The sequence below is a fragment of the Streptomyces sp. YKOK-I1 genome (assembly GCF_054660435.1).
This window is the reverse complement of record NZ_BAAGDR010000001.1, coordinates 4,514,257-4,538,831: the sequence shown is the minus strand read 5'-3', so window position 1 is coordinate 4,538,831 and position 24,575 is coordinate 4,514,257. Positions and strand designations below refer to the sequence as shown.

The 24,575-nt window shown below is 70.4% G+C and carries 22 protein-coding genes and 1 tRNA gene; 12 read left to right on the top strand and 11 right to left on the bottom strand.

Annotated features, from left to right (window positions below; translation table 11 throughout):
• Positions 1–50 precede the first annotated feature (50 nt).
• Entirely contained in the window at positions 51–2,177 is a 2,127-nt protein-coding gene (locus tag ACYQ8Q_RS19760) for a PTS fructose transporter subunit IIABC (protein WP_460066613.1), read from the top strand.
• Positions 2,178–2,311: 134 nt separating this feature from the next.
• Here ACYQ8Q_RS19760 and ACYQ8Q_RS19755 read toward each other — a convergent pair whose 3' ends face one another.
• The 4 genes from ACYQ8Q_RS19755 to ACYQ8Q_RS19740 form a co-directional block, all read right to left on the bottom strand.
• A complete protein-coding gene (locus ACYQ8Q_RS19755) occupies positions 2,312–3,058 on the bottom strand; it encodes a DUF6227 family protein (RefSeq protein WP_460066612.1) in 747 nt (248 codons plus the stop codon).
• 202 nt (positions 3,059–3,260) lie between these two features.
• Positions 3,261–4,487 (bottom strand): L,D-transpeptidase, encoded by a 1,227-nt coding sequence (locus ACYQ8Q_RS19750; RefSeq protein ID WP_460066611.1) that lies wholly within the window; start codon positions 4,485–4,487, stop codon positions 3,261–3,263.
• Between the two features lie 143 nt (positions 4,488–4,630).
• A complete protein-coding gene (locus tag ACYQ8Q_RS19745; RefSeq protein ID WP_460066608.1) occupies positions 4,631–5,656 on the bottom strand; it encodes a P1 family peptidase in 1,026 nt (341 codons plus the stop codon).
• A 36-nt stretch (positions 5,657–5,692) separates the two neighbouring features.
• The gene (locus ACYQ8Q_RS19740; protein WP_460066607.1) at positions 5,693–6,907 is read right to left on the bottom strand and encodes a low temperature requirement protein A; all 1,215 of its coding nucleotides are present in this window, start codon (positions 6,905–6,907) and stop codon (positions 5,693–5,695) included.
• Between the two features lie 62 nt (positions 6,908–6,969).
• Between ACYQ8Q_RS19740 and ACYQ8Q_RS19735 the strand changes: the two genes are divergently transcribed.
• A complete protein-coding gene (locus tag ACYQ8Q_RS19735) occupies positions 6,970–7,152 on the top strand; it encodes a hypothetical protein (RefSeq protein WP_460066605.1) in 183 nt (60 codons plus the stop codon).
• A 52-nt stretch (positions 7,153–7,204) separates the two neighbouring features.
• On the opposite strand, the gene mscL is transcribed toward ACYQ8Q_RS19735, so the two are convergent.
• The 6 genes from mscL to ACYQ8Q_RS19705 form a co-directional block, all read right to left on the bottom strand.
• Positions 7,205–7,681, bottom strand: a complete 477-nt coding sequence (gene mscL / locus ACYQ8Q_RS19730; protein WP_460066604.1) for a large conductance mechanosensitive channel protein MscL — start codon at positions 7,679–7,681, stop codon at positions 7,205–7,207.
• A 138-nt stretch (positions 7,682–7,819) separates the two neighbouring features.
• A complete protein-coding gene (locus ACYQ8Q_RS19725; protein ID WP_460066601.1) occupies positions 7,820–8,428 on the bottom strand; it encodes an RcpC/CpaB family pilus assembly protein in 609 nt (202 codons plus the stop codon).
• Between the two features lie 127 nt (positions 8,429–8,555).
• The gene (locus tag ACYQ8Q_RS19720) at positions 8,556–9,389 is read right to left on the bottom strand and encodes an S-methyl-5'-thioadenosine phosphorylase (RefSeq protein WP_460066599.1); all 834 of its coding nucleotides are present in this window, start codon (positions 9,387–9,389) and stop codon (positions 8,556–8,558) included.
• 98 nt (positions 9,390–9,487) lie between these two features.
• Entirely contained in the window at positions 9,488–9,811 is a 324-nt protein-coding gene (locus ACYQ8Q_RS19715) for an FmdB family zinc ribbon protein (RefSeq protein ID WP_460066596.1), read from the bottom strand.
• Between the two features lie 67 nt (positions 9,812–9,878).
• Complete coding sequence (locus ACYQ8Q_RS19710) at positions 9,879–11,135, bottom strand: MFS transporter (RefSeq protein WP_460066595.1); 1,257 nt, start codon at positions 11,133–11,135, stop codon at positions 9,879–9,881.
• Between the two features lie 279 nt (positions 11,136–11,414).
• Positions 11,415–12,971 carry a potassium/proton antiporter gene (locus ACYQ8Q_RS19705; protein WP_460066592.1) on the bottom strand — a complete coding sequence of 519 codons (1,557 nt, stop codon included), beginning with the start codon at positions 12,969–12,971 and terminating at the stop codon, positions 11,415–11,417.
• 198 nt (positions 12,972–13,169) lie between these two features.
• Here ACYQ8Q_RS19705 and ACYQ8Q_RS19700 point away from each other — a divergent pair, with 198 nt between their 5' ends.
• Positions 13,170–15,986 carry a penicillin acylase family protein gene (locus tag ACYQ8Q_RS19700; protein ID WP_460066590.1) on the top strand — a complete coding sequence of 939 codons (2,817 nt, stop codon included), beginning with the start codon at positions 13,170–13,172 and terminating at the stop codon, positions 15,984–15,986.
• 79 nt (positions 15,987–16,065) lie between these two features.
• Here ACYQ8Q_RS19700 and ACYQ8Q_RS19695 read toward each other — a convergent pair whose 3' ends face one another.
• Positions 16,066–16,617, bottom strand: a complete 552-nt coding sequence (locus tag ACYQ8Q_RS19695) for a 5-formyltetrahydrofolate cyclo-ligase (protein ID WP_460066589.1) — start codon at positions 16,615–16,617, stop codon at positions 16,066–16,068.
• Between the two features lie 156 nt (positions 16,618–16,773).
• Between ACYQ8Q_RS19695 and galU the strand changes: the two genes are divergently transcribed.
• From galU to ACYQ8Q_RS19650, 9 genes are all read left to right on the top strand, one after another.
• A complete protein-coding gene (gene galU / locus ACYQ8Q_RS19690) occupies positions 16,774–17,676 on the top strand; it encodes a UTP--glucose-1-phosphate uridylyltransferase GalU (protein ID WP_460066587.1) in 903 nt (300 codons plus the stop codon).
• A 5-nt stretch (positions 17,677–17,681) separates the two neighbouring features.
• Entirely contained in the window at positions 17,682–19,007 is a 1,326-nt protein-coding gene (glp, locus tag ACYQ8Q_RS19685; protein ID WP_460066585.1) for a molybdotransferase-like divisome protein Glp, read from the top strand.
• A gap of 63 nt (positions 19,008–19,070) precedes the next feature.
• The gene (moaC, locus tag ACYQ8Q_RS19680) at positions 19,071–19,550 is read left to right on the top strand and encodes a cyclic pyranopterin monophosphate synthase MoaC (RefSeq protein WP_403829150.1); all 480 of its coding nucleotides are present in this window, start codon (positions 19,071–19,073) and stop codon (positions 19,548–19,550) included.
• Positions 19,547–20,089, top strand: a complete 543-nt coding sequence (locus tag ACYQ8Q_RS19675; protein WP_460066583.1) for a MogA/MoaB family molybdenum cofactor biosynthesis protein — start codon at positions 19,547–19,549, stop codon at positions 20,087–20,089. Before moaC ends, ACYQ8Q_RS19675 begins: the two co-directional genes overlap by 4 nt.
• The gene (locus ACYQ8Q_RS19670; protein ID WP_460073408.1) at positions 20,086–20,712 is read left to right on the top strand and encodes a GNAT family N-acetyltransferase; all 627 of its coding nucleotides are present in this window, start codon (positions 20,086–20,088) and stop codon (positions 20,710–20,712) included. The genes ACYQ8Q_RS19675 and ACYQ8Q_RS19670 overlap by 4 nt, the downstream gene beginning before the upstream one ends.
• A 172-nt stretch (positions 20,713–20,884) precedes the next feature.
• Complete coding sequence (locus tag ACYQ8Q_RS19665) at positions 20,885–22,216, top strand: DNA polymerase III subunit gamma/tau domain-containing protein (RefSeq protein WP_460066582.1); 1,332 nt, start codon at positions 20,885–20,887, stop codon at positions 22,214–22,216.
• Between the two features lie 127 nt (positions 22,217–22,343).
• A tRNA-Ala gene (locus ACYQ8Q_RS19660) sits at positions 22,344–22,417 on the top strand.
• 1,060 nt (positions 22,418–23,477) lie between these two features.
• The gene (locus ACYQ8Q_RS19655) at positions 23,478–23,708 is read left to right on the top strand and encodes a hypothetical protein (RefSeq protein WP_460066580.1); all 231 of its coding nucleotides are present in this window, start codon (positions 23,478–23,480) and stop codon (positions 23,706–23,708) included.
• Positions 23,709–23,783: 75 nt separating this feature from the next.
• The gene (locus ACYQ8Q_RS19650; RefSeq protein ID WP_460066577.1) at positions 23,784–24,533 is read left to right on the top strand and encodes a hypothetical protein; all 750 of its coding nucleotides are present in this window, start codon (positions 23,784–23,786) and stop codon (positions 24,531–24,533) included.
• Positions 24,534–24,575 lie beyond the last annotated feature (42 nt).

Below are 24,575 nucleotides of genomic sequence, written 5' to 3'. Positions count from 1 at the left end.
ACCCGCGCCCACCCCACGTCCCGGGCGATACGCGTGCGAAGGAGCCCGCGATGAGCGACATGATCACCGCGGACCTGGTCGACCTCGACCTGTCCGCCGACACCAAGGAAGCCGCGGCGCGGTCCCTCGCCGCCCGCATGGCGGCCAAGGGCCGGGTGACCGACCTGGACGGCTTCCTCGCCGACGTGGCCGCCCGCGAGGCCCAGATGCCCACCGGCCTCGACGGAGGCATCGGCATCCCGCACTGCCGCAGCGAGCACGTCACCGAGCCGACCCTCGCCTTCGGCCGCAGCGCCGACGGCATCGACTTCGGCGCGGCCGACGGCCCCGCCGACCTGATCTTCCTGATCGCCGCCCCCGCCGGCGCCGACGACGCCCACCTCACGATCCTGTCGTCCCTCGCCCGCCAGCTGATGAACACCGAGTTCACCGACGCACTGCGGGCGGTCGGCGACCCGGCGGCCGCGGCGGCCCTGATCCGCGGCGAGGAGACCCCGGCCGCCGGGACCGAGGCCGCGGGCGCCTCCGAGGGCGTCTCCGCGGATGCCTCCGCGGGCGCCTCCGCGGGCGCCTCCGCGGGCGCTTCAGCGGGCTCGACCGAAAACTCCGTGTCGGTGTCGGCGGCGGCCTCCGCCGACACCGACACGGCCACCACCCCCGAGCCCGCGGCGCGCCCCTTCCGGATCGTCGCCGTCACCTCCTGCCCCACCGGCATCGCCCACACCTACATGGCCGCCGAGTCCCTGGAGAACGCGGGCCGCGAGGCGGGCGTCGAGGTCACCGTCGAGACCCAGGGCTCGGCCGGCTTCACCCGGCTCGACCCGGCCGTCATCGCCGCCGCCGACGGCGTGATCTTCGCCCACGACCTCCCCGTCCGCGAGAAGGACCGCTTCGCCGGAAAGCCCACCGTCGACGTCGGCGTGAAGGCGGGCATCAACCGCCCCGCCGAGCTGATCACCGAGGTGCGCGGCAAGGCGGAACGCGGCGAGGTCACCGCCGCGGCCACGCCCGGCACACCGGTGGAACGCGCGGGCGACTCCTCCGAGGGCTACGGCACCAAGCTCCGCAAGTGGCTGATGTCCGGCGTCTCCTACATGGTCCCGTTCGTCGCGGCCGGCGGTCTGCTCATCGCCCTCGGCTTCGCGATCGGCGGATACAAGATCAACAAGGCGCCGTCGGTCATGGACCACTTCGTGTGGACCCAGAGCGACAGCTGGGCCGCCCTGCTCTTCCAGATCGGCGTCGTCTCCTTCGGCTTCCTCGTCCCCGTCCTCGCTGGCTACATCGCCTACGGCATGGCGGACCGACCGGGTCTCGTGCCGGGCTTCGTCGGCGGCGCGATCTCCGTCACCATCAACGCGGGCTTCCTCGGCGGCCTCGCCGCCGGTCTCATCGCCGGTGGTGTGGTGCTGTCGATCCAGAAGGTGAAAATCCCGCCGGCGGTACGCGGCATCATGCCGGTCGTGGTGATCCCGCTGATCTCCTCGGCGATCGTCGGATTCCTGATGTTCGTCGTCATCGGCAAGCCCATCGCCTCCGCCCAGAAGGCCCTCACCGACGGACTGAACGGCCTCACCGGCACCAACGCCGTCCTCCTCGGCGCCCTCCTCGGCCTGATGATGTGCTTCGACCTCGGCGGCCCCGTCAACAAGGTCGCGTACACCTTCGCCACCGCCGGCATCGCCGTCGCCAGCCCCAGCGACTCCGCCATGAAGATCATGGCCGCGGTCATGGCGGCCGGCATGGTCCCGCCCCTCGCGATGGCCCTGGCCACGACCGTGCGCGGCAAGCTCTTCACCGAGACCGAACGCGAGAACGGCAAGGCCGCCTGGGTCCTCGGCGCCTCCTTCATCTCCGAGGGCGCGATCCCGTTCGCCGCGGCCGACCCGCTGCGCGTGATCCCCTCCTCGATGGTGGGCGGCGCGGTCACCGGCGCCCTGTCGATGGCCTTCGGCGCCACCCTGCGCGCCCCGCACGGCGGCATCTTCGTGGTCCCGCTGATCGGCAACCCGTTCCTCTACCTGATCGCCATCGCGGTGGGCGTCTGCGTCACCACGGCCCTGGTCGTCGTCCTCAAGGGCATGCGCACGCCGGCACCCGGCAGCACGCCCACCACGGCGACCCGCGGCGACACGACCGCCACCACGGCGGAGACCAAGCAGCCGGTCGCGGCCTGAACCACAGGTCCTGACCCACAGGCGCTGACCCACGCGCCCTGCGCCACCTGCACCAGCGGCCGGTCGCAGCCCCACACAACGGGGCGGCGACCGGCCGCTCGGCCTGTGCTGTCCATCCTGCCGGATTCAGGGAGTCAGGGAACCTGCGCCGCCCGCCGCTCCATCGCCTCCCGGGCCTCGGCCTCCGACTCGTACACCTCGCACATGTGCCGCCCGTCCGGCGTCGCCGTGTGCTCCACCTCCCACAGGGAGATCTCCCGCCCGTCACGCAGCAGGAACGCGTGCTCGTAGAGCGAGAACCCCAGACCGACCCGGCCCGCCCGGCAGGGCCGCCCGAACGCCTGCGTGATCTGGTGCGCGAACGCCGACCTCAACAGCTCGGCGGTGTCCGCACCCGGCCGGTCGGCGTTCTCCGCGCGACGCAGCAGCCGACGCGCATGGTCCGCCGAGTCGTCCGGAACATACACATGCCGGGGCGCGGACACCGGCTCCAGCGGCGCCAGCACCGGCAGCTCGAAATCCGGTTCGTCCGGCGGCAACGGCAGCCGCGCGGTCGCCGTCCGCAACTCCTCCTCGTCGACGTACACCTCATGCTGCGGTTCACTGCCCGGAGTGGCGTTGTGCACCAGCTCCCACAGCGTCAGCGCACACCCGTCGGCCAGCAGCCAGGTGTGCCGGTAGGTCTCACGGTGCAGACCCGCGCTGTGATGCGCGGAGTGAAGCGAGCTGTCGTGCGCCAGCGCGCAGTCGAGCCGCCGAAGGACGTCGTCCGGCAGCTCGAACGAGTTCAGGGCACGACCTAGCAGTCGCGCGAGATGCTCCTCCGGAGACTCGGGCGACTCGGCTGGTTCGTACGCTGCAGTCTCGTACGGAACGCTCAAGGTTTCTCCCGGCGTTGCTGCATGTCACCTTGTGGGTGCATACCGTAGCCCCTCGGTCCGACATCATGTCCGCGAACCGAGAAACCTACGTCGGCGAAAACGCGCGAGCCGCGCGAAAAGTTCCCGCGCGGCCCCACGATCCCTCAGAAACCGCCGGTGGGAGGCCTCTTGCCCCGGAACACCGGCATCCGCATCGCCCTGCTCAGGCCGCGCTCCCCGCGGTCCACTCGGCCCACGACATGTTCCAGCCGTTGAGCCCGTTGTCCGGCGCCACCGTCTTGTCGGGCGAGTTCTTCACGATCACAACGTCCCCGATCAGCGAGTTGTCGTAGAACCACTTCGCCGTCGTGTCGCCCTGCGCGCCCTGTACGTCCGCGAGCCCCACGCACCCGTGACTCGTACCCACCCGGCCGAACGGCGGATTCCCCTTGTCGTACCAGTAGTTGCCGTGGATGAACGTCCCCGACGTCGTCAGCCGCATCGCATGCGGCACGTCCGGGATGTCGTACTCCCCGCCCAGCCCGACCGTCTGGCTGTTCATCCGCGTCTGCGTGAACTTCTCCGAGATCACCATCTGGCCGTTGTACGTGGTGTGCTGCGGGCTGCCCGAGGAGATCGGCACCTTCCGCAGGACCTGCCCGTCCCGCACGACCGTCATCATCTCCGTGTTCACGTCCACCGTGGACACCTGCGAACGCCCGATCTCGAAACTGACCGTCTTCTTCTGCACCCCGAAGACGCCGTTCGCGCCCTCGACCCCGTCCAGGTCGATCTTCATCGTGACCTTGGAGCCGGCCTTCCAGTACTCCTCGGGCCGGAAGTCGAGCCGCTGCGCCCCGAACCAGTGCCCCACCACCTGCTGCCCACTGCTGGACGTCACCGTGATGTGCGACTGCACGGCCTTCTTGTCGCTGATCACCTTGTCGAACGTGAACGACACCGGCATCCCCACCCCGACCGTCGTCCCGTTGTCCGGCGTGTACGTCCCGATGAAACTGTTCGCCGAAGTGACCGTGGTGAAGATCGAGTTGGCGGCGGCGACCTTGCCGCTCCCGTCCTTCGCGGTCGCCGATATCTCGTACTTCGTCCCGCGCTCCAACTGCTCCTTCGGCTTCCAGCTGCTGCCGTCGGCCGACAAGGTGCCCGCGACGGCCTGCGCCGTACCGGCCACCGTCATCTTCACCTCGGTCAGCCGCCCGTCACTGACCTTCACCCCGGTCGTGTTGATGGACGCGCCCGTCGAGCCGTCCTTGGCCGAGATGACGATCTTCGCGGTGGACGTCTTGGGCGAGGTCCCCTTACCGCCCTTGCCGTCGTCACCGCTCTTGGCGTCGGCGCTTCCCCCACAGGCGGTCAGGGTCAGGGCGCCGACCACCAGGACGGCACAGGCTCCCAGTACGCGCCGCGCTGCTATGTCCGGCGTTGTCACGGGCTGCTCCAGCTTCATGTGATGTGCGTGATCCGCTCCAGTACGTGAGAAAGGAGGGCCCCGGCACCCGCCGGGGTTCCCTCCTTGGCCCAATGAACGCGATGACGTGACAGAACCAAGACAATCCCCTCGCCGCCGGCTCCTCAGCCCCCGTACAACTCCGTGTACGACGGCCAGGCCCCGCCCGCCCCCTCCACCGACTCGGCGGCCCGCACGGCCCGCACGATCGCCCGCGTCACCACATCGGCGCCCGCGGCAAGGATGTCGTTCAAGGCCAGGGGATGCGCGGGGGCGAGCGGACGGGCGCCGGTGGCCAGGGTGAACACGGTGTCGCCGTCGTGCAGCAGATGCACCGGACGCACCGCACGCGCGATCCCGTCGTGCGCCGTGCCCGCCAGCTTCTGCGCCTGCGCCTTCGTCAGCTCCGCGTCGGTGGCGACCACCGCGAGCGTCGTGTTCAGCGGGGGAGGGGCGTTCCGTGCGGCGTTCCCGGCGAGCCGCCGACGCGCCACCTCGTGCACACGTGCCTCGGGGTACTCCACCCGCCCCTGGAACAACTCCCCGTACAGCACCCCCGTCCCCGGGTCCGTCACCGACCCGACCGCGTTGGCCACCACCAGCGCCGCCACCGTGATCCCCGAGCCGAGGACGACACTCGCACTGCCGACCCCACCCTTCATCGCTCCGACCGCCGCTCCCGTTCCGGCACCCACGCACCCCTCCGGCACCCGCGCCCCCGGCGCGCTCGCCGCGGCCGCCTCGACCGCGGCCCGCCCGAGCTCCGCACCCGGCCGGGCCCGGAAGTCACCGCCCCGCCCCAGATCGAAGACACAAGCGGCGGGCACCACCGGCACCACATGCGCGGGGTCCACCCCCACGGGCACCCCGCGCCCCCGCTCCTCCAGCCAGGCCATCACCCCGGACGCCGCGTCGAGCCCGTAGGCACTCCCGCCCGTCAGCACGATCGCGTCCACCCGCTGCACCACATTGCGCGGATCGAGGGCATCGGTCTCCTTCGTGCCGGGACCACCCCCGCGCACGTCCACGGCGGCCACGGCGCCGCCCTCCGGTGCGAGCACGACCGTGGTGCCCGTGAGCCAACCGTCGCCGACCCGGGTGGCATGCCCCACCCGCACGTCCGCGACATCCGTCAGAGCGTCAACTGTCATGCCGGCCAGTCTCGCCCAGCCCCGACCGAGCTGCGGCTATCCCGCTCCGCCCGAAGTGCCCGCCGCGCTCTCCCGGGCGGCCGCGCGCGCCGTCAGCGTCGTCCCCGTCGCCACCGTCAGCGCCGCCACCAGGCCGGCCGCGAGAACCGCCCAGTCGCCCAGGAAGGTGCAGCAGATCACCAGCAGCGCGGCGCCAGGCAGCACCGACTGCTGGGCCAGGCCCATCTTGAAGTGGCGGGCGTGCAGCACCCAGACCGTCAGCAGATACAACCCCGTGGGCAGCGTCACCGCCGCCGACGCGGCGAGCGTCGACAGATGCGCCTTGCCGACCGCCTGCTCCACCGCCACCTCCAGGCCCGCACCGATCGCCGCGGCAGAGGCGAACACGAAGTAGTGACCGTAGCCCCACACGAACGACTGCTGGTTGGAGCGCAGATGCCCGTGGATGGGCACCACGAAGTAGATCCACCACGCGGCGAAGACGATCAGCAGACCGCCCACCGCGATCGGCAGCAGTTCGCCCAGCGCGTCGTTCTCGGCGACGGCCGACTTCACGGCGACCGTGGCCGCCGCGACCGTCTCGCCCAGCACGATGATCGTGAACAGCCCGAACCGCTCCGCGATGTGATGCGGATGCCAGGTCGTCGGATGGTCCTTCTCCGCGTACAGCGGCACGCACATCTCGAGCACCGCCATCACCAGGAACAGCCAGGCCCTGCCGCCCTCCGGCAGGACCAGCAGCCCCACCCAGCCCACCTCGCACAACAGCACGCCCCCGGCGTACCGCAGCGCCATTGTCCGCTCCGGGCCTTCGGCCGACCACGCGACGCGCAGCCACTGCCAGCTCAGCGCGAACCTCATGATCACGTAGCCCAACCAGACGACCACGAAGTCGTGGTCCTCGAACGCCCGCGAGATGCCCGCCGCCAGCACCAGCACCCCGGCGATCTGCACCAGCGTGACCACCCGGTACAGCACGTCGTCGTTGTCGTACGCCGACGCGAACCACGTGAAGTTCATCCACGCCCACCAGATGGCGAAGAACACCATCGCGTAGTTGAGGATGCCCTCCCCCGCGTGGGACTCGGCCACCGCATGCACCAACTGCACGCCCGCCTGGGCGACGGCGACCACGAAGCACAGGTCGAAGAAGAGTTCGAGCGGGGAGGCGACTCGGTGCGCCTCCCCGCGCCCCCGCGCGGTGAGTCTGCGCAGGGGTCTCGCTTGATCGCGAGCAGTACGGGACGTCATGGGCCTCAGCACAGCAGATGTGCGCCGAAAAATCCTGGCCGGGGGAGACGTACCCTGGAGGCATGAGCACCCCCGCCGCCCCCGAGCCGCGCGACCCGAAGGCCGCGCTGTCCTTCGACGACCCGCTGGACCAGCAGTCCTCGGACGACACCGACGGCGGCTGGGGCGAGCGGCCGGCCTCGTCCGGCGACAGCGCGGCCGACCTCAGGCGCTTCCTCGACGAGAAGCCGCCCCACCACCTCTGAACCGTGCCGCGCACCGTCCGAACGGCGCCGCACAGCCTCCGGTAAGCGGCGACTACCGCCCGGCGGACCCCGGACCCCGCTGGGCCACCATCGCGTCGCGGATCTCCTTCAGCACCTCCAGCTCGGTCACCTCGATGACCTCCTGCGTGCCCTCGCGCGCCTTCCTGCGGGCCTCCACCCGGGCCAGGTACTTCGCCATCGGCAGCACCATCAGGAAGTAGACCACCGCCGCGGTGATCACGAAGTTCAGCGCCGCGCCGAGGACGGTGCCCCACAGGATCGGCACCCCGCTCGTGACCGTCCCGTCCGCCGCGACCTTGCAGGGCGCTTCCAGGCAGGAGCTGTAGCTGTCCAGGCTCTTCGTCCCGATCGCGCCGACGAGTGGGTTGATGATGCCCTTCACCACTGAGTTCACGATGTTCGTGAAGGCCGCGCCGATCACCACCGCCACGGCGAGATCGACGACGTTCCCTCGCATCAGGAAGGCCTTGAAGCCGTGCCAGATGCTCGGATTGTTCTTCTTGCTCACCGCGGGAACTCTCCTTGTATGGACGCTTTGTGGCACACGAGGTGACACAGGTTGTGGAGCGAACAGCTCCGCAACCTACGTCACCCTGAGCCACGCGTGCCCAATCCGGTAGCTCCAACGAAGGACTTGACTTCTTCTTCACCACAAGGTCACCGCCAGCCGGGACGATCCGCTCGCGCCCGCCAGACGCGTCGCGGTGGAGCGGGACACTGACAGCACGACCAGCGCTCCTCCGTCACCGTCACCGGTGAGTGCGGACGGGTCCACGGGCTCGGGGACCCTCGTCACGAGCGCCCCGCGCGCGACAACCCGGGCCTCCCCGTCCGTGGCCGTGGGGCCCGCTGCGGGTACGGCGATGACGTCGACCCGGTCACCGGGCCGCAGCAGCCGGACGGTCGCCGCGTCAGCGATCCGCACCGGGGCCGTCACCTTCATCTGCCGGCTCGCGGGGCGCCTGAGCACGGGCCCGCCCGATGAGGAGTGTGCGCGGGCGGGTGCGTCACCGTCCGGATGTCCGCGCGTCGGAGCCGGGGCACCGCCCCTCGGTCCCGCGGCCACGAGGGCGGCGGCGGTAACGGCGAGGCCCAGTGCCAGGGCGCGCTGCCGGTTCCGCACGAGCCGGCGCAGCAGACACCACCCGCCCTTGACCCGCACGGGAGCGAACTGGGGCACCTCGTACGGCGGAGGGACCGGGTGGGCAGGAGACGAGGCGGAAGAGGCGGAAGGCGAAGGGGAAGATTGGGACAACGGGATCACCACCTGCGGCGAGGGAACGGCTAGCCAGGCCACGATGCCCGCTCACGCCGCCGCCCGCCGGAGCCTGTGGATCATCCACGGGTTGTGGAAAACTCCGCCACCGGAACGATGTGCTCCGCTACGGCAGCTCGAAACCCGGATCCATCCCGCCCAGCGCCTTCCCGCAGGCGCAGTCCCGCGCCTCGTTCGGCGGCAGCGCGGCCACCGCGTCGAACAGCACGCCCCGGAGCCGGTCCACGTTCGCCGCGAACACGGTCAGCACCTCCTCGTGCGACACGCCCTCACCGGACTCGGCACCCGCGTCCAGGTCGGTGACCAGGGTCAACGACGTGTAGCACAGCTCCAGTTCACGGGCGAGCGCGGCTTCCGGGTGGCCTGTCATGCCTACAACCGACCAGCCCTGCGCCTGATGCCACAACGACTCGGCACGCGTCGAGAACCGGGGTCCCTCGATCACGACCAGCGCCCCACCGTCCACCGGCTCCCACTCCCGCCCGCGCGCCGCCTTCAGTGCGGCCGCGCGCCCGGCGGGGCAGTAGGGGTCGGCCAGGGACACATGCACCACGTTGGGCACCGTGCCGTCGGGCAGCGGCAGCCCGTCGAAGTAGGTGCCCACCCGTGACTTCGTACGGTCGACCAGCTGGTCGGGCACCAGCAGCGTGCCCGGCCCGTACTCGGGGCGCAGCCCGCCCACGGCGCACGGGCCCAGGATCTGGCGCGCCCCGACCGAACGCAGCGCCCACAGGTTGGCCCGGTAGTTGATCCGGTGGGGCGGCAGGTGATGGCCCCGCCCGTGCCGGGGCAGGAAGGCGACCCGACGGCCGGCGATCTCGCCGAGGAAGAGGGAGTCGCTGGGCACCCCGTAGGGGGTGTCCACCTGGATCTCGGTGACGTCGTCGAGGAACGAGTAGAAGCCCGAGCCGCCGATGACGCCGATCTCTGCGTTCGCCATGACCAGCACAGTAGCCGGAATCGAACACGGTCAGCTCCCGACCGTGGAAACACCGAGGACCCGGTCGCCGTACGACGACCGGGTCCCGTGAAGAAGCCTTACGCGGCGGAGGTGCCCGCCGAGGTGCCGGAGCTCGACTTCGTGTCCGAGGAGGACGACGAAGAGGTGGAGGAGGACGAGGAGGACGAGGAGTCCGTGGAGGACGTCGACGGCTTCGACGAGGCCGTCGAGCTGCTCGACGAAGAGCCGCGGCTGTCGTTGCGGTAGAAGCCGGAGCCCTTGAAGACGATGCCGACCGCGGAGAACACCTTCTTGAGGCGGCCACCGCAGTTGGGGCACTCGGTCAGGGCGTCATCGGTGAACTTCTGCACCGCCTCGAGGCCCTCGCCGCACTCGGTGCACTGGTACTGGTAGGTCGGCACTGTCTTCCTCCTGGCACTCTCACTCGATGAGTGCTAACGACGGTCCATAGTGACGTATTCCTGAGGATCAGTCCACTGTCAGCGGCACGCGGTGACCGACGCCACGTGCCACGGTACGGCCCCGGGGCTGCGCCACCAGCCGCGATCGCAGCGCCAGCAGCGTGGTCAGGGCGAGCAGCGTGCCGCCCAGCGGCACCAGGAATCCGGCGCCTCCCCAGAAGCGGTCCTCCAGCTGACCGGCGACCGTGACGGCGGCCGCCTGCCCGAGCGCGACCGCGCCCGTCAGCCAGGTGAACGCCTCCGTGCGCGCCTGGGGCGGCACCAGGTCCTCGACCAGCGTGTAGCCGGTGATCAGCGCGGGCGCGATGCACATGCCGACCAGCAGGCCCAGGCCCGCCAGCAGGAGCGCCGAGTGCGCGGCCCACAGGCCGGAGGCCGTCAGTGCCAGTGCGGCGTACCCGACCACCAGACGGTGCTGCGGAGCGGTCTTCCAGGCGATGGCGCCGCAGACCAGGCCGGAGAGCATGTTGCCGGCGGCGAACGTGCCGTACAGGACGCCGTTGAGGCCGGGCTCGCCGATCGACTCGCTGAACGCGGCCAGCGAGACCTGCATGCCGCCGAAGACCGAACCGATGCCCAGGAAGGCCACGACCAGCACGCGCACGCCGGGGATGCGCAGCGCCGAGGCGTGCTCCACGCGTGCGTGCCCGGCGGTGGCGGTCTGCGGCTGGGTGCCCTTCTGTGCGGCGAACAGCAGACCGCCGATCAAAGTCAGTGAGGCCTCGGCGACCAGTCCGGCGGCCGGGTTCACGGCGGTGCACAGGGCCGTCGCCAGCAGCGGGCCGACGACGAAGGTCAACTCGTCCGTGACGGACTCGAAGGCCGCCGCGGTGGTCATCAGCGGCGAACCCTTCAGCTTCACGCCCCAGCGGGCCCGCACCATGGGCCCGATCTGCGGCACCGAGGCACCCGTGGGCACGGCCGCGGCGAACAGCGCCCACAGGGGCGCGTCGGCCAGGGCGAGCGCCGTCAGTGTCAGGGCCGAGAATCCGTGCGCGAGGACGCCGGGGACCAGCACCGCGCGCTGGCCGTAGCGGTCGGCGAGGCGCCCGCCGCAGGGCGCGAACAGGGCCATGGAGACCCCGGTGACCGCGGCGGCGGCACCTGCCACGCCGTAGGAGCCGGTGGTGTGCTGCACGAGGAGCACGATGGAGATGGTGAGCATCGCGAACGGCTGGCGTGCCGCGAAACCGGGGAGCAGGAACGTCCACGCGCCGCGCGTGCGCAGCAGCCGGCCGTATCCGATGGAGACCGTGGATGCCACGGCCCGTGCCTTTCTGCCGCCTGGTAGCGCGACCCCACTGTGCGGGCGAGGGGCGCCGAGAGCTGTCCTCTTGCGCTACTGCGGTAGATACCGGGCCTGTGAGGGAGGCGTCCCGGCCGCCATACGGTCGCGCCAGCTCTGCGTCAGGCAGAGTTGGTTCGATCAAGGTGCGCGTTCATCGTACCGGGCGTGGCGTGCTCATGGCCTGTGAGAGTGAGCACTCCGAAACCTGCCCTTAACGGGTTGCGGACCTGACCGGACGCGGCGCGGGACGTGCCCTCAGCGGTCTCCGCCCGCGCCCAGCCAGCCGGCCAGCTTGCCCCCGTGTCCCACGGCGCGCAGCCGCTTCTCGGCGGCGTCCCGGACGGGGTCGGTGGCGACGACGAGGAGTTCGTCGCCGTGCCGCAGCACGGTCGTCGGCAGCGGAACGAACGATTTCTCCTCGCGGACGACGAGGGTGACGGCGGCCCCGGCCGGCAGCCGGAGCTCGTTGACCTCGACGCCGTGCATCTTCGACCCCTCGGGGATCGCGACCGAGAGCAGATGTCCGCGCAGCCGCTCCAGGGGCGCCGACTCGACTCCGAGGTCGGCGGCCTCGGAGTCCTCGCCCAGGCGCAGCTTGCGGGCCAGCCAGGGCAGTGTCGGCCCCTGGACCAGGGTGTAGACCACGACCAGGACGAACACGATGTTGAAGATGCGTCTGCTGGCCTCAATGCCGCTGACCATGGGGATGGTCGCCAGGATGATGGGGACCGCGCCGCGCAGCCCCGCCCACGACATCAGGGTCTGCTCCTGCCAGGGCACCCGGAACGGGGTCAGGCAGAGCACCACGCTCAGCGGGCGCGCCACCATGGTGAGCACCAGGCCGATGACGAGTGCGGGCCACACGTCGTCGCCCAGTTCGTGCGGGGTGACCAGCAGGCCGAGCAGGACGAACATGCCGATCTGGGCGATCCAGCCGAGCCCGTCGGCGAACCCGCGCGTGGCAGGCCAGTGCGGCAGCTTCGCGTTGCCCATGACCATCGAGGCGAGGTAGACGCCGAGGAAGCCGCTGCCGTGCGCGAGGGCGCCGGCCGCGTACGCCGTGACGGCGATCGCCATGACCGCGATCGGGTAGAGGCCGGAGGCGGGCAGCGCGACATGTCTGAGGCCCCAGGAGCCGAGCCAGCCCACGGCGAGTCCGACGGCCGCGCCGATGGCCAGCTCCAGGGCTATCTCGCCCACCAGTACGTACCAGTGCTCGACGGGGCCGGTCTGGGAGAAAGCCACCACCAGGATGACCACGGGGGCGTCGTTGAAGCCGGATTCGGCCTCCAGCGTGCCCGTCACGCGCGCGGGGAGCGGAATGCGGCGCAGGACAGAGAACACCGCCGCCGCGTCCGTGGAGGACACCACCGCGCCGATGATGAGGGCCTGCCGCCATTCCAGCCCGGTCAGATAGTGCGCACCGGCCGCGGTGACCCCCACGCTCACCGCGACGCCGGCGAGCGCCAGCGCGGAGGCGGCCGGGAGGGCCGGCTGGATCTCCTTCCACTTCGTGCCCAGACCGCCCTCGGCGAGGATCACGACCAGGGCCGCGTAGCCGATGACCTGGGTGAGCTCGGCGTTGTCGAAGCGGATGTCGCCGATGCCGTCCTGGCCCATGAGGACGCCGATGCCGAGGTACACGAGCAGGCTGGGGAGCCCGCTGCGCGAGGAGATGCGTACCGCTGCGACGGCGACGAGCAGGACGACTGAGCAGACGAGCAGGAGCTGGTTGAGGTGGTGGACAGTCAGCGGCGGTTCCCTTCCCTGGCGCGCACGATCCGCGCGCGGGCGCACATGTACATGGGACACGAAGCTGTCCGCCCCGAGCCCAACTACTTCATTACCTTACCTAACTCTTGACGATTTCTTGACGCTCGAAGAGGCAAGATCGAACATCCTTCCGTGCTGGTACCCGACTCCGCGTCAAGTGGCGCAGACCCCTGCGCCTATGGTTGCTCCAGCACTCCAGGACCGCCTGCCGCTCGCGTTAGGACAGCAAGGACAGCGATGCCCCCCAACACCACCGCCACAACGGGTGACAAGCCCGGCAAGTCCGGCAGGAAGAAGGGGCGAAAAGCCCGTCTTATCGTGCTCGTACTGGTGCTGGCCGTCATCGGCGGCATCGCTTTCGGCGCCTACTGGTCCATCAGTACGGTCCGTGCCTCCTTCCCGCAGACCAAGGGTTCGATCACCCTCGAAGGCCTGTCCGGGCCCGTGGACGTGAAGCGGGACGGCTACGGCATCCCGCAGATCTACGCGTCCTCCGACGAGGACCTGTTCATGGCGCAGGGCTACGTCCAGGCGCAGGACCGGTTCTACGAGATGGACGTGCGCCGCCACATGACGTCCGGCCGCCTGTCGGAGATGTTCGGCAAGAGCCAGGTCGACAACGACGAGTTCCTTCGCACCCTGGGCTGGGACCGGATCGCCAAGGAGGAGTACGACACCAAGCTGTCGGACTCCACCAAGAAGTACCTCCAGGCCTACGCCAAGGGAGTCAACGCCTACCTCAAGGGCAAGGACGGCGCGGACATCTCCCTGGAGTACGCGGCGCTGGGCTTCACCAACGACTACAAGCCGGCCGCGTGGACCCCGGTCGACTCGATCTCCTGGCTGAAGGCGATGGCCTGGGACCTGCGCGGCAACATGCAGGACGAGATCGACCGCGCCCTGATGACGAGCCGCCTCGGCCCGCAGCAGATCGCCGACCTGTACCCGGAGTACCCGTACAAGGTCGACGGCGAGTCCAACACGATCGTCCAGCAGGGCGAGTACAACGAGCTCACCCAGGCGTTCGAGGACAGCGACGGCACCAGCACGAGCAGCGGCTCCGGCGACGCCTCCACCAGCGGCTCCACGGGCACCGGCAGCTCGACGAGCGGCACCGGGACCTCCTCCGGGACCTCCGGGGACACCGTGGGCCTGCAGGGGCAGCTGGAGGGCCTCTACAACGTCCTGGACGACCTGCCCACGGCCGTCGGCGTGAACGGCAACGGCATCGGCTCCAACTCCTGGGTCGTCTCCGGCGACCACACCATCACCGGCGAGCCGCTGCTGGCGAACGACCCGCACCTGTCGGCCTCGCTGCCGTCGGTCTGGTACCAGATGGGCCTGCACTGCCGCACCGTCTCCAGCAAGTGCCAGTACGACGTCTCCGGCTACACCTTTGCCGGCATGCCCGGTGTGATCATCGGGCACAACCAGAACATCGCCTGGGGCATGACCAACTCCGGCGTCGACGTCACCGACCTCTACCTCGAGAAGCTCTCCGGCGACGGCTACCTCTACGACGGCAAGACCAAGCCCTTCGAGACGCGCACCGAGACCATCAAGGTCGCCGGCGGCAGCCCGAAGAAGATCGTCGTCCGCAAGACGGAGGACGGTATGCCCCTGCTGTCCGACCGCAGCAAGGAACTCGTCAAGGTCGGCCAGAAGGCCGGCGTCGACAACGCGGCACCCGACCGCGGCGACGGCTACGGCGTCGCCCTGAAGTGGACCGCGCTGGAGCCCGGCACCACCATGGACGCCGTCTTCGCGATGGACCGGGCCAAGGACTGGGACGACTTCCGAGACGCGGCCAAGCTGTTCGACGTGCCCTCGCAGAACCTGATCTACGCCGACACCGAGGACAACATCGGCTACCAGCTGCCCGGAAAGATCCCCACGCGCGCGAAGGGCGACGACGGCTCGGTCCCGGTGGCCGGCTGGGACTCCAAGAACGCCTGGACCGGCTACATCGACTTCAAGGCACTGCCCAACGAGCTCAACCCGAAGCGCGGCTTCATCGTCACCGCCAACCAGGCCGTGGTCGACGACACGTACAAGTACACGCTCACCACGGACTGGGGCTACGGCACCCGCAGCCAGCGCATCACCGACCTGATCGAGCAGAAGATCAAGGGCGGCGGCAAGATCTCCACCGACGACATGCGTCAGATGCAGATGGACAACAGCAGCGAGATCGCCAAGCTGCTCGTCCCCACCCTGCTGAAGATCAATATCGATGACCCGGACGTCCGCGAGGCGCAGGAACTGCTCCAGAACTGGGAGCGCACTCAGGACGCCGACTCGGCGGCGGCCGCCTACTTCAACGCGGTCTGGCGCAACATCCTCAAGCTCGCCTTCGGCAACAAGCTGCCCAAGGAGCTGCGCGTCGAGGGCCAGTGCCTGTGGGTCGACCCGGCGAACGCCACCAACGCCGTCGACGACACCGCGAAGGTCCGTGAGTGCGGTCAGCGCGACGCCGACCAGGCGCAGCCCGACGGCGGCGACCGCTGGTTCCAGGTCGTGCGCAACCTCATGGACAAGCCGGACAGCGACTGGTGGACCACGCCCAAGTCGGCCACCGGCCGCGAAGGCGCCGACCACAACCGCGACGACCTGTTCAAGCGCGCCATGATCGACGCGCGCTGGGAGCTCACCGCGAAGCTCGGCAAGGACATCGACACCTGGAGCTGGGGCCGGCTGCACCGCCTGTTCCTGAAGAACCAGACCCTCGGCACCAGCGGCCCCGGCTTCCTGCAGTACATCCTCAACCGCGGCCCCTGGAAGCTCGGCGGCGGCGAGGCGGCGGTCGACGCGACCGGCTGGAACGCGGCCGGCGGCTACGGCGTCGTGTGGGTGCCGTCGATGCGCATGGTGGTCAACCTGGAGGACTTCGACAAGTCGAAGTGGATCAACCTCACCGGCGCCTCCGGGCACGCCTTCAGCGCCCACTACACCGACCAGACCAGCAAGTGGGCCAAGGGCGAACTGCTCGACTGGTCCTTCTCGGCGAAGGCGGTCGACAAGAGCACCAGCGACACCCTCGTGCTCAAGCCATGAGCGACTGAGAGCGACCACAAAGAAAGGGGCCCTTCACGCACACGCGCGTGACGGGCCCCTTTTCTTTGCAAGCGGTGCGCTAGGAGAAGCGCCGCACCCCCGACGGTGTCACCACCGCCCGCACCGGCAGATCGTGCGGCTCCTCGGGGACGTGTTCGACGACCTCGTTGTCGTACAGCAGCACGACCAGCGAGGGATGTACGTCGGCGCGTTCCAGGCGGGCCAGGACGCGGTCGTACGACCCGCCGCCCCGCCCGAGGCGCATCCCGCGCCTGTCGACCGCGAGCCCCGGCAGCAGCACCACGTCCGCGCCCGTGACGGCGTCCGCGCCGAGCCGCTCGCCGACCGGCTCCAGGAGCTCCATCTTCCCGCCGTGCCGGACCGGTGCAAGCGAGCCCGGACCGTCGTAGGCGCCCCAGTCCAGGTCGTTGTCCGGCAGCAGGGCGGGCAGCAGCACGCGCACGCCCCGGGCGCGCAGGGCGTCCAGCAGCGCGAGGGTTCCGGGCTCGGTGCCCACGGAGACGTACGCCGCCACCACGCGCGCGTGCGCCAACTCGGGCAGCTCCAGGGCATGACCGGACAGGGCCGCGGCCGCCGTGTGCACGTCGTCCGCCGTCAACCTGTTCCTCATGTCGAGGAACCCTCGCCGCAACACAGTTTTGTCAGAGTCCGCTGTGCCGTTCTCCCGGCCCATGGATCGCATCCACACTGCTCCAATACGCTCAAATGAACACTTATTAACCGGAGCTACAGATTCCTCTCAAAGTCACCGGATAAGGTTGCGAACATGACTCAGTCTCACCCCAGGATCAGTAAGGCTGTCATCCCCGCAGCAGGCCTCGGCACCCGGTTCCTCCCGGCGACGAAGGCCACTCCCAAGGAGATGCTGCCCGTCGTCGACAAGCCCGCGATCCAGTACGTGGTCGAGGAGGCCGTGTCCGCCGGCCTCGACGACGTCCTCATGGTCACCGGTCGCAACAAGCGCCCCCTCGAGGACCACTTCGACCGCAACTACGAACTCGAGTCGGCGCTGGAGAAGAAGGGCGACGCCCGGCGGCTCGCCAAGGTCCAGGAGTCCAGCGACCTCGCCACCATGCACTACGTCCGCCAGGGCGATCCCAGGGGCCTCGGCCACGCCGTCCTGTGCGCCGCCCCGCACGTGGGGAACGAGCCGTTCGCCGTCCTCCTCGGCGACGACCTCATCGACCCCCGCGACCCGCTGCTGCAGCGCATGATCGAGGTTCAGGAGCTGTACGGCGGCAGTGTCGTCGCGCTCATGGAGGTCGCGCCCGAGCAGATCCACCTCTACGGCTGCGCGGCCGTGGAGTGCACCGCCGACCGCGACGTCGTCAAGGTCTCCGGCCTGGTCGAGAAGCCGGAGCCGGCGGACGCCCCCTCCAACTACGCGATCATCGGCCGCTACGTCCTCGACCCCGCCGTCTTCGAGGTGCTGCGCGAGACCGAGCCGGGCCGCGGCGGCGAGATCCAGCTCACCGACGCCCTCCAGCTGCTCGCCCAGGACGAGAAGGTCGGCGGCCCGGTGCACGGCGTCGTCTTCAAGGGCCGCCGTTATGACACCGGCGACCGCGGCGACTATCTGCGTGCCATTGTCAGACTCGCGTGCGAACGTGAAGATCTGGGTCCGGACTTCCGGTCCTGGCTTCGCAGTTACGTCACCGAGGAGATGTAGCCACTTTGAGCACCGCCGAGCCCCGCCCCACCGACCGGGACCACCTCTGGTCGGTGGACGAGCACCTGGAGGACATCCTCGCCACGGTCCGCCCCCTGGAGCCCATCGAGCTGCAACTCCCCGACGCCCAGGGCTGCGTCCTGGTCGAGGACGTCACGGTCGAGCTCTCCCTGCCGCCGTTCGACAACAGCTCCATGGACGGGTACGCGGTACGGGTCGCGGATGTCGCGGGCGCGAGCGAGGAGTTCCCGGCGGCCCTGGAGGTCGTGGGGGACGTCGCGGCGGGACAGGCGGCCGATCTGCTCTACGTGGGGCCCGGCCAGGCCGCCCGCATCATGACCGGTGCACCGCTGCCCAACGGCGCCGAGACCGTCGTCCCCGTGGAGTGGACCGACGGAGGCCTCGGCGAGGGCCCGGTCACCGGTATGCGCGCCCGCAGTCTCGCCCCCGAGCAGGCCTCCGGGCACGTACGCGTGTACCGCCCCGCGGAGGCACGCGCGCACGTGCGCGCGAAGGGCAGCGACGTCCAGGCCGGGGACCGCGCCCTCGACGCCGGCACCGTCCTCGGACCGCCCCAGATCGCCCTGCTCGCCGCGATCGGCCGCGGCACCGTCCGGGTGCGTCCGCGCCCGCGTGTCGTCGTCCTGTCCACCGGCAGCGAGCTCGTGCAGCCCGGCGAGGAGCTGGGCGCCGGCCAGATCTACGACTCCAACAGCTTCGCCCTGACCGCCGCCGCCCGTGACGCCGGCGCCATCGCCTACCGGGTGGGCGCCGTCGCCGACGACGCCGAGACCCTCCGCTCCACCATCGAGGACCAACTGGTCCGCGCCGACCTCCTGGTCACCACCGGTGGCGTGAGCGTCGGGGCGTACGACGTCGTCAAGGAGGCGCTGTCGCACGTCGGCGACGAGGACGAGGCCGGCAGCGGCATGGAGTTCCGCAAGCTCGCCATGCAGCCGGGCAAGCCCCAGGGCTTCGGCTCCATCGGCCCCGACCACATCCCCCTGCTGGCGCTGCCGGGCAACCCGGTCTCCTCGTACGTCTCGTTCGAACTGTTCGTCCGCCCCGCGATCCGCACCCTCATGGGACTCGAGGACGTCCACCGGCCCACCACGCGCGCGAGGCTGGCCGCCGACAAGGCGATCCGCTCGCCCAAGGGGCGCAGACAGTTCCTGCGCGCCACCTGCGCCGACGGCACGGTCCGCCCCGTCGGAGGCGCCGGCTCCCACCTGGTGGCCGCCCTCGCGCACGCCGACGCACTGATCGTCGTCCCCGAAGACGTGGAGTCCGTCGAACCGGGCACCGACGTCGAGGTGGTCCTGCTCGGCTGAGCACCCCTTGTTGGGGGTACCGTGTCGCGCACAACAGGCCCGGACCGGGAGCGCCGCACCAGCATGAGTACGCAGGACCGACTGACGCACATCGACGACGCGGGCGCCGCGCGCATGGTCGACGTATCCGGCAAGGACGTCACGGCACGCACCGCGCGCGCCAGTGGGCGCGTCCTCGTCTCGCCCCGCGTGGTCGAGCTGCTGCGCGGCGAGGGCGTCCCCAAGGGCGACGCCCTCGCGACCGCGCGGATCGCCGGGATCATGGGCGCCAAACGCACGCCGGACCTGATCCCGCTGTGCCACCCGTTGTCGGTGTCCGGTGTGAAACTGGACTTGTCGGTCGCGGACGACGCCGTGGAGATCAGCGCCACCGTGAAGACGACGGACCGTACGGGTGTCGAGATGGAGGCGCTCACCGCGGTCTCCGTCGCGGCGCTCACCGTGATCGACATGGTGAAGGCGGTCGACAAGGGAGCGGTCATCACGGACGTACGCGTGGAGGAGAAGACGGGCGGCAAGTCGGGCGACTGGAGTCGGGCATGACCTTGGACGCGTCGATCGGAGATGCCCTCCTCGCGCCCTACAGCGCGCTGGTGGTCACCGCCTCCAACCGAGCCTCGGCCGGTGTGTACGAGGACCGGGGCGGCCCGCTGGTCGCCGAGGGCCTCAGGGGCCTGGGTTTCGCCGTCGACGGGCCGCAGGTCGTACCCGACGGCGACCCCGTGGAGGAGGCGCTGAGGGCGGGCGCGGAGGCCGGATACGGCGTGATCGTCACCACCGGCGGCACGGGCGTGTCGCCCACCGACCGCACCCCCGAGGCGACCCGCCGCGTGATCGACCACGAGGTCCCGGGCATCGCGGAGGCCATCCGGGCGTACGGCCGTGAGAAGGTGCCGACCGCGGCGCTCTCCCGGGGCCTGGCCGGTGTCGCGCGCGGGACTCTGATCGTCAACCTGCCCGGCTCCACCGGCGGCGTGAAGGACGGCCTCACGGTCCTCGAGCCGCTGCTGAAGCACGCCGTGGACCAGATCCGGGGCGGAGACCACCCCAGACCGGTCGCCAGCACGGGGGGTGCGAGCTGAACGGCGCATCCTGGCCCGTGGAGCTGACGGAGGGCGACATCGTCCTGCGGCCGATAAAGCTGCGCGACCAGCGGGCCTGGCGCGAGGTGAACCGGCGCAACCGGGACTGGCTGCGCCCCTGGGAGGCGACCATCCCGCCGCCCGCGCCCAGCGGGCCGATCGCGCACCGGCCGACCTACCGCCAGATGGTCCGCCATCTGCGCTCCGAGGCGAACGCGGGGCGGATGCTGCCGTTCGTCATCGAGTACCGGGGGCAGCTGGTCGGGCAGCTGACCGTCGCCGGGATCACCTGGGGGTCGATGTGCTCCGGGCACGTCGGCTACTGGGTGGACGAGGCGGTGGCCGGCCGCGGGGTGATGCCCACGGCCGTGGCGCTCGTCGTCGACCACTGTTTCCGCACCGTCGGGCTGCACCGCATCGAGGTCTGCATTCGTCCCGAGAACGGGCCCAGCCGACGGGTCGTGGAGAAACTCGGATTCCGGGAGGAAGGGCTGCGGCCCCGCTATCTCCACATCGACGGCGCCTGGCGCGACCACCTCGTGTTCGCGCTGACGGCGGAGGAAGTGCCGGAGGGCATGCTGGGCCGCTGGCGGCGCGCCCGCTCACAGAACGCCTCCAATTGAATACAGCGCTCCGAAACCCGATCGGGAAGGCCCCGACGATCCCGAATGAATGTTCGAAAGTGATCGGTTGATCGCACTGGTCGCAAAAAAAGCTCGAAATATCAGCCAGATCGTGCGACACACCGGCCCAATTGGCGGATGGCCCCACGCGAATCCCTCTACCGTGTGAGGCGTGAGCAGCAGCGGCCTCATCTACGCAGTCATTGTCGGGGCCTGGGCCGCCTACTTGGTGCCGATGTGGCTCCGTAGGCAGGACGAGCTGAACGAGGCCCGTCCGACGGAACGCTTCAGCACCGCCATCCGGCTGCTGTCCGGACGGGCGGGTATGGAGCGCCGGTACGCCAAGGACCTGCAGGCGCGCTCCACCGAGGAGGGGGAGCGGGATGCCGACGCCCCGGACGCCGTCACCGATTCGGTGGACGTCCGGGCCTTCGCCATGCCTCCGACCCGCCCGCAGGTGAAGGCGCCGGTCCAGGAACGGGCACAGGAGCGGGCGCAGGAGCGAGCGCCGGAGCGCGGCCACGCGCGCCCGGACGCGGCACGCGACCCGGGGCGTGACCCGAAGCGCGATCCGGCGCCCAAGCCCGCACGCGACCCTGCCCCCGACTCCGCGCCCGGCCGCGCGCCGGCTCCCGTGCACGAGGGCGCCGCCCCGGCGCGCCGACGGGCACCGGCCGCGCGGCGCACTCCGGGCGGCCAGGCGGCCGCGGCGCGCTCCCAGCGTTCGAAAGCGCTCGCGCGCCGCAGGCGCACCACCATCCTGCTCTTCCTCGCCTTCACGCTCGGCGCGATCGTCGCCGCCGTAGGAGGGCTCGCGTTCCTCTGGGCGCCGGGGGTGCCCGCCGTCCTGCTCAGCGGGTACATCGCCTATCTGCGCGCCCAGGAGCGCCGGCGTTTCGCCTTCCAGATGGACCGCCGACGCGCCGAGGCCGCCGCGCAGCGCCTTCGCGAGCGTCAGCCCCGCCGCCGTGCCTCGGCTCCGGCCGCGGCCGCCGCGATGACCGAGGCGGCCGCGGACGCCGGCGCAGAGGAGCCGCACGAGGCCGCCGAGCCGGAGACCGACCCGGGCCTGCTGGCCCTCGCCGCCGACCGCAGGGCGCTCGTCGAGCAGACCGATCACGCGGAGTGGGTCGACCAGCAGCGCGAACGGCAGCGTCGGCCGGGCCACGGCGAGAGCTGGGACCCGGTGCCGGTCCCGCTGCCCACGTACGTGACCGCGCCGGTCGCGCCCCGGGCCACCTCCGACGTGGACCTCGGCGGGCCGGACGCGTGGAGCTCCGCCCGCTCCAGCGCGGTCGTGCCGGAGCAGGACACGGCGGACTCCACCGCCGTACCGGATGCGGAGCCGCAGGAGCCGGACCGCGCGGACGGCGGGGTGGCGGACGGCGACGAGCGCAGCGACGCGCGGCGCGCGGCCTCGGCCCGGCGCTCGCGCGAGCGCGGTCGCACGCCGCTCTTCGACCAGGACGAGGACGGCGAGCGGCCCCGGGCGGCCAACGAGTGACACGCGCGGGCGCCCCGCGGCGGGCCCGGGAGCTTCCGGGGTCCCGGCCTCCGGCCGCCGGGCCCCGGCCTCCGGGAACGGATTTTCAAGCAGCCCGATCGGGGTGCTAGAGTTTCACTCGTTGCAAGGGCCTGTGGCGCAGTCCGGTAGCGCACCTCGTTCGCATCGAGGGGGCCAGGGGTTCAAATCCCCTCAGGTCCACGCATCATCTGTTCTTGACTTAGGTCGAGAACAGATCACGAGATCCCGTCCAACTCATCGAGTTGGGCGGGATCTCGTCGTTCAGGGGCTTGCTTCGACATGGATGCCCTCGGATACCCAGGGATGCCACCGCGTGGTGCGTGGCTCGCGTCCGCTGCGGCTCGGTGACACGTCCTGACGCCCTGCCAGTTCTTGCCGCCGGCACTCTCTTGATCACCGATGGTCCCGTGCCTGATGTCGCGTGCACAGCTGCCGTACAAAATGAATGGGGGGAAGGCGGCACGGGATTCCGATCGGTCGGCGAATTTCCATTCGGGTGAGCTGACCGCTCAGATACGGGCCGGCCAGACAGCCGAAGCGGAAAGCCCGGGACCATTCGTCAAGCCATTCCTCGCGGAAGGCGGACGATCACTCATAGATTCTGCGCGCATTGCCGTGGCGACGACAATTGATGCGAATGGCGCGCCGATGCTGTCGCTGCTCGCCGTCGATGCCGGGGCATTCGGTGCGCTCGGTTCGTCGGGTCTCACGATCCCGCGCGGCCGTCGGCTCCGAGGACGCCTTGTTCGACAATCCGGGCCGCGATCGGCGGATCGGTCTCGCGTACCTCGATCCGCACACCCGTCGACGCTTCCGGAGCAGGTGACGAGGTCGACGCAGGCCCGCAGGCCCCTTCCAAGGCGGCGGCCCACGGCCTGTCGGTCACCCGGGCCGACGCCGCTCTGCTGTGCCGGGCATCGCTGGTCTTCGTCGGCACCGCGCATCCGCAGGGCCGGCTCGACGCGGCGACCCGCAGCGGAGATCCGGGGTTCAACCGCGAGGTCGCGCGGAACACGTTCGAAGTGCCGGACTTCGCGGAAACGCCATGCACCAGACGATCGGCAACTTCCTGGTGGAGCCCCAGGTGAGCCTCGGATTCATCGACGGCTCCGAGTTCGTCGTGCTGACCGGCTCGGCGACCACGCACTGGTGGAGCTGAGCGGCGGCGACCGGTCCCGGCACGCCCCCGTCCTCGACTGATCACCTGCCCCTGACGCCAGCACCGCTGGGAGGAATCCGCGTGTCCGCAGCGCACGACCTGACCGACAAGGGGCAGACGCCGTCGCCCGGCCGAGTCCGGGAACGCTGCGAGTTCTACGTCCTCGGCTTCGATGTCTCCCGGCTGCTCTACGGGGACGACGGCCGCCCGCTCGGCGAGCGGTACGCCGCCGCCCGGGTGCGTGAAGGTGTCCCCTACGGCATGCGCCGCTGCCCGTACCCCGGCTCTCGGCCGGGGTACGGGATCCGCTAGGCCTTCCACCGCCGATACGGCCGCGAGGAGCTGGACTGGCGCTGGGCGTGGGTGTGGGCGTGGGTGTTCGGCCGGGTGCTCACCACGCTCCCGACCCTGTACGCGCGGCGGTCCGGCGAGGGGAGCCGTACCGTCGTCCCGCGGCGGGTCGCCCGTCTGTACAAGCCGAGCCTCGGCATGGCGATGACGCCCGAATACATCATGCTCGCGGGGCACGGCCACGCATCGGGGCCGAGTCCGGACGATTTCCTCCGGGAGACGGAGGAGCGCGGGGTGTTCCTCACGCCGGACGCCGCGTGCTCCGGCCCCGGGCGTCATGTACGGGAGTTCCTGGAGGCCTGTCCGGGGACGTGCCGCGCGCCGCGTGTCCGGTGGGTGGCGGACCTGGTCGACCTCGACGATCTCATCGGCTACAGCTGGGCGAATGCCGAGCTCGAGCTCGCGAAATACCGCTTCCTGCTGACTCTCGCATTGTGCGATGGGGGTGGAATGGCGGGAATATTCGATTCACCGGTCCCGTCCTCGTTCGATAATCGTGCCCTGGACGAGCTCACCGCCCAACTCGATGAAACCATCAAATACCTTGGACTCTCCGAAAGGATCGTCGAACTCGGTGGACGTGACGTCGCTTCGCTCGCGGAATGGTGCGAGCTGTTCTCCGACCTGCTCGTGCCCATTCTCGACATGGTCCCCGATGGTTCGTCATGGTCGGTGCTGGACAAGGCGGACGTGCGTTTGATGATCCGTCATCTCAGTCGCAGCTGGACATCATCTGGTATCGACAACGGACTTGAACTCGCGTGTGTCCCCGTGGCGGGACCCTGAGACTTGCATGATTAACGCATGGCCGTGCTCGGCCTGCAGGAG

Excerpts from the sequence above, each read along its gene's own strand:
- ACYQ8Q_RS19745 (WP_460066608.1), bottom strand. The coding sequence starts at position 5,656 with ATGACAGTTGACGCTCTGACGGATGTCGCGGACGTGCGGGTGGGGCAT.
- ACYQ8Q_RS19740 (WP_460066607.1), bottom strand. The coding sequence starts at position 6,907 with ATGACGTCCCGTACTGCTCGCGATCAAGCGAGACCCCTGCGCAGACTC.
- ACYQ8Q_RS19735 (WP_460066605.1), top strand. The coding sequence starts at position 6,970 with ATGAGCACCCCCGCCGCCCCCGAGCCGCGCGACCCGAAGGCCGCGCTG.
- galU (WP_460066587.1), top strand. The coding sequence starts at position 16,774 with ATGACTCAGTCTCACCCCAGGATCAGTAAGGCTGTCATCCCCGCAGCA.
- ACYQ8Q_RS19720 (WP_460066599.1), bottom strand. The coding sequence starts at position 9,389 with ATGGCGAACGCAGAGATCGGCGTCATCGGCGGCTCGGGCTTCTACTCG.
- ACYQ8Q_RS19760 (WP_460066613.1), top strand. The coding sequence starts at position 51 with ATGAGCGACATGATCACCGCGGACCTGGTCGACCTCGACCTGTCCGCC.
- moaC (WP_403829150.1), top strand. The coding sequence starts at position 19,071 with ATGAGTACGCAGGACCGACTGACGCACATCGACGACGCGGGCGCCGCG.
- ACYQ8Q_RS19695 (WP_460066589.1), bottom strand. The coding sequence starts at position 16,617 with ATGAGGAACAGGTTGACGGCGGACGACGTGCACACGGCGGCCGCGGCC.
- ACYQ8Q_RS19675 (WP_460066583.1), top strand. The coding sequence starts at position 19,547 with ATGACCTTGGACGCGTCGATCGGAGATGCCCTCCTCGCGCCCTACAGC.
- ACYQ8Q_RS19700 (WP_460066590.1), top strand. The coding sequence starts at position 13,170 with ATGCCCCCCAACACCACCGCCACAACGGGTGACAAGCCCGGCAAGTCC.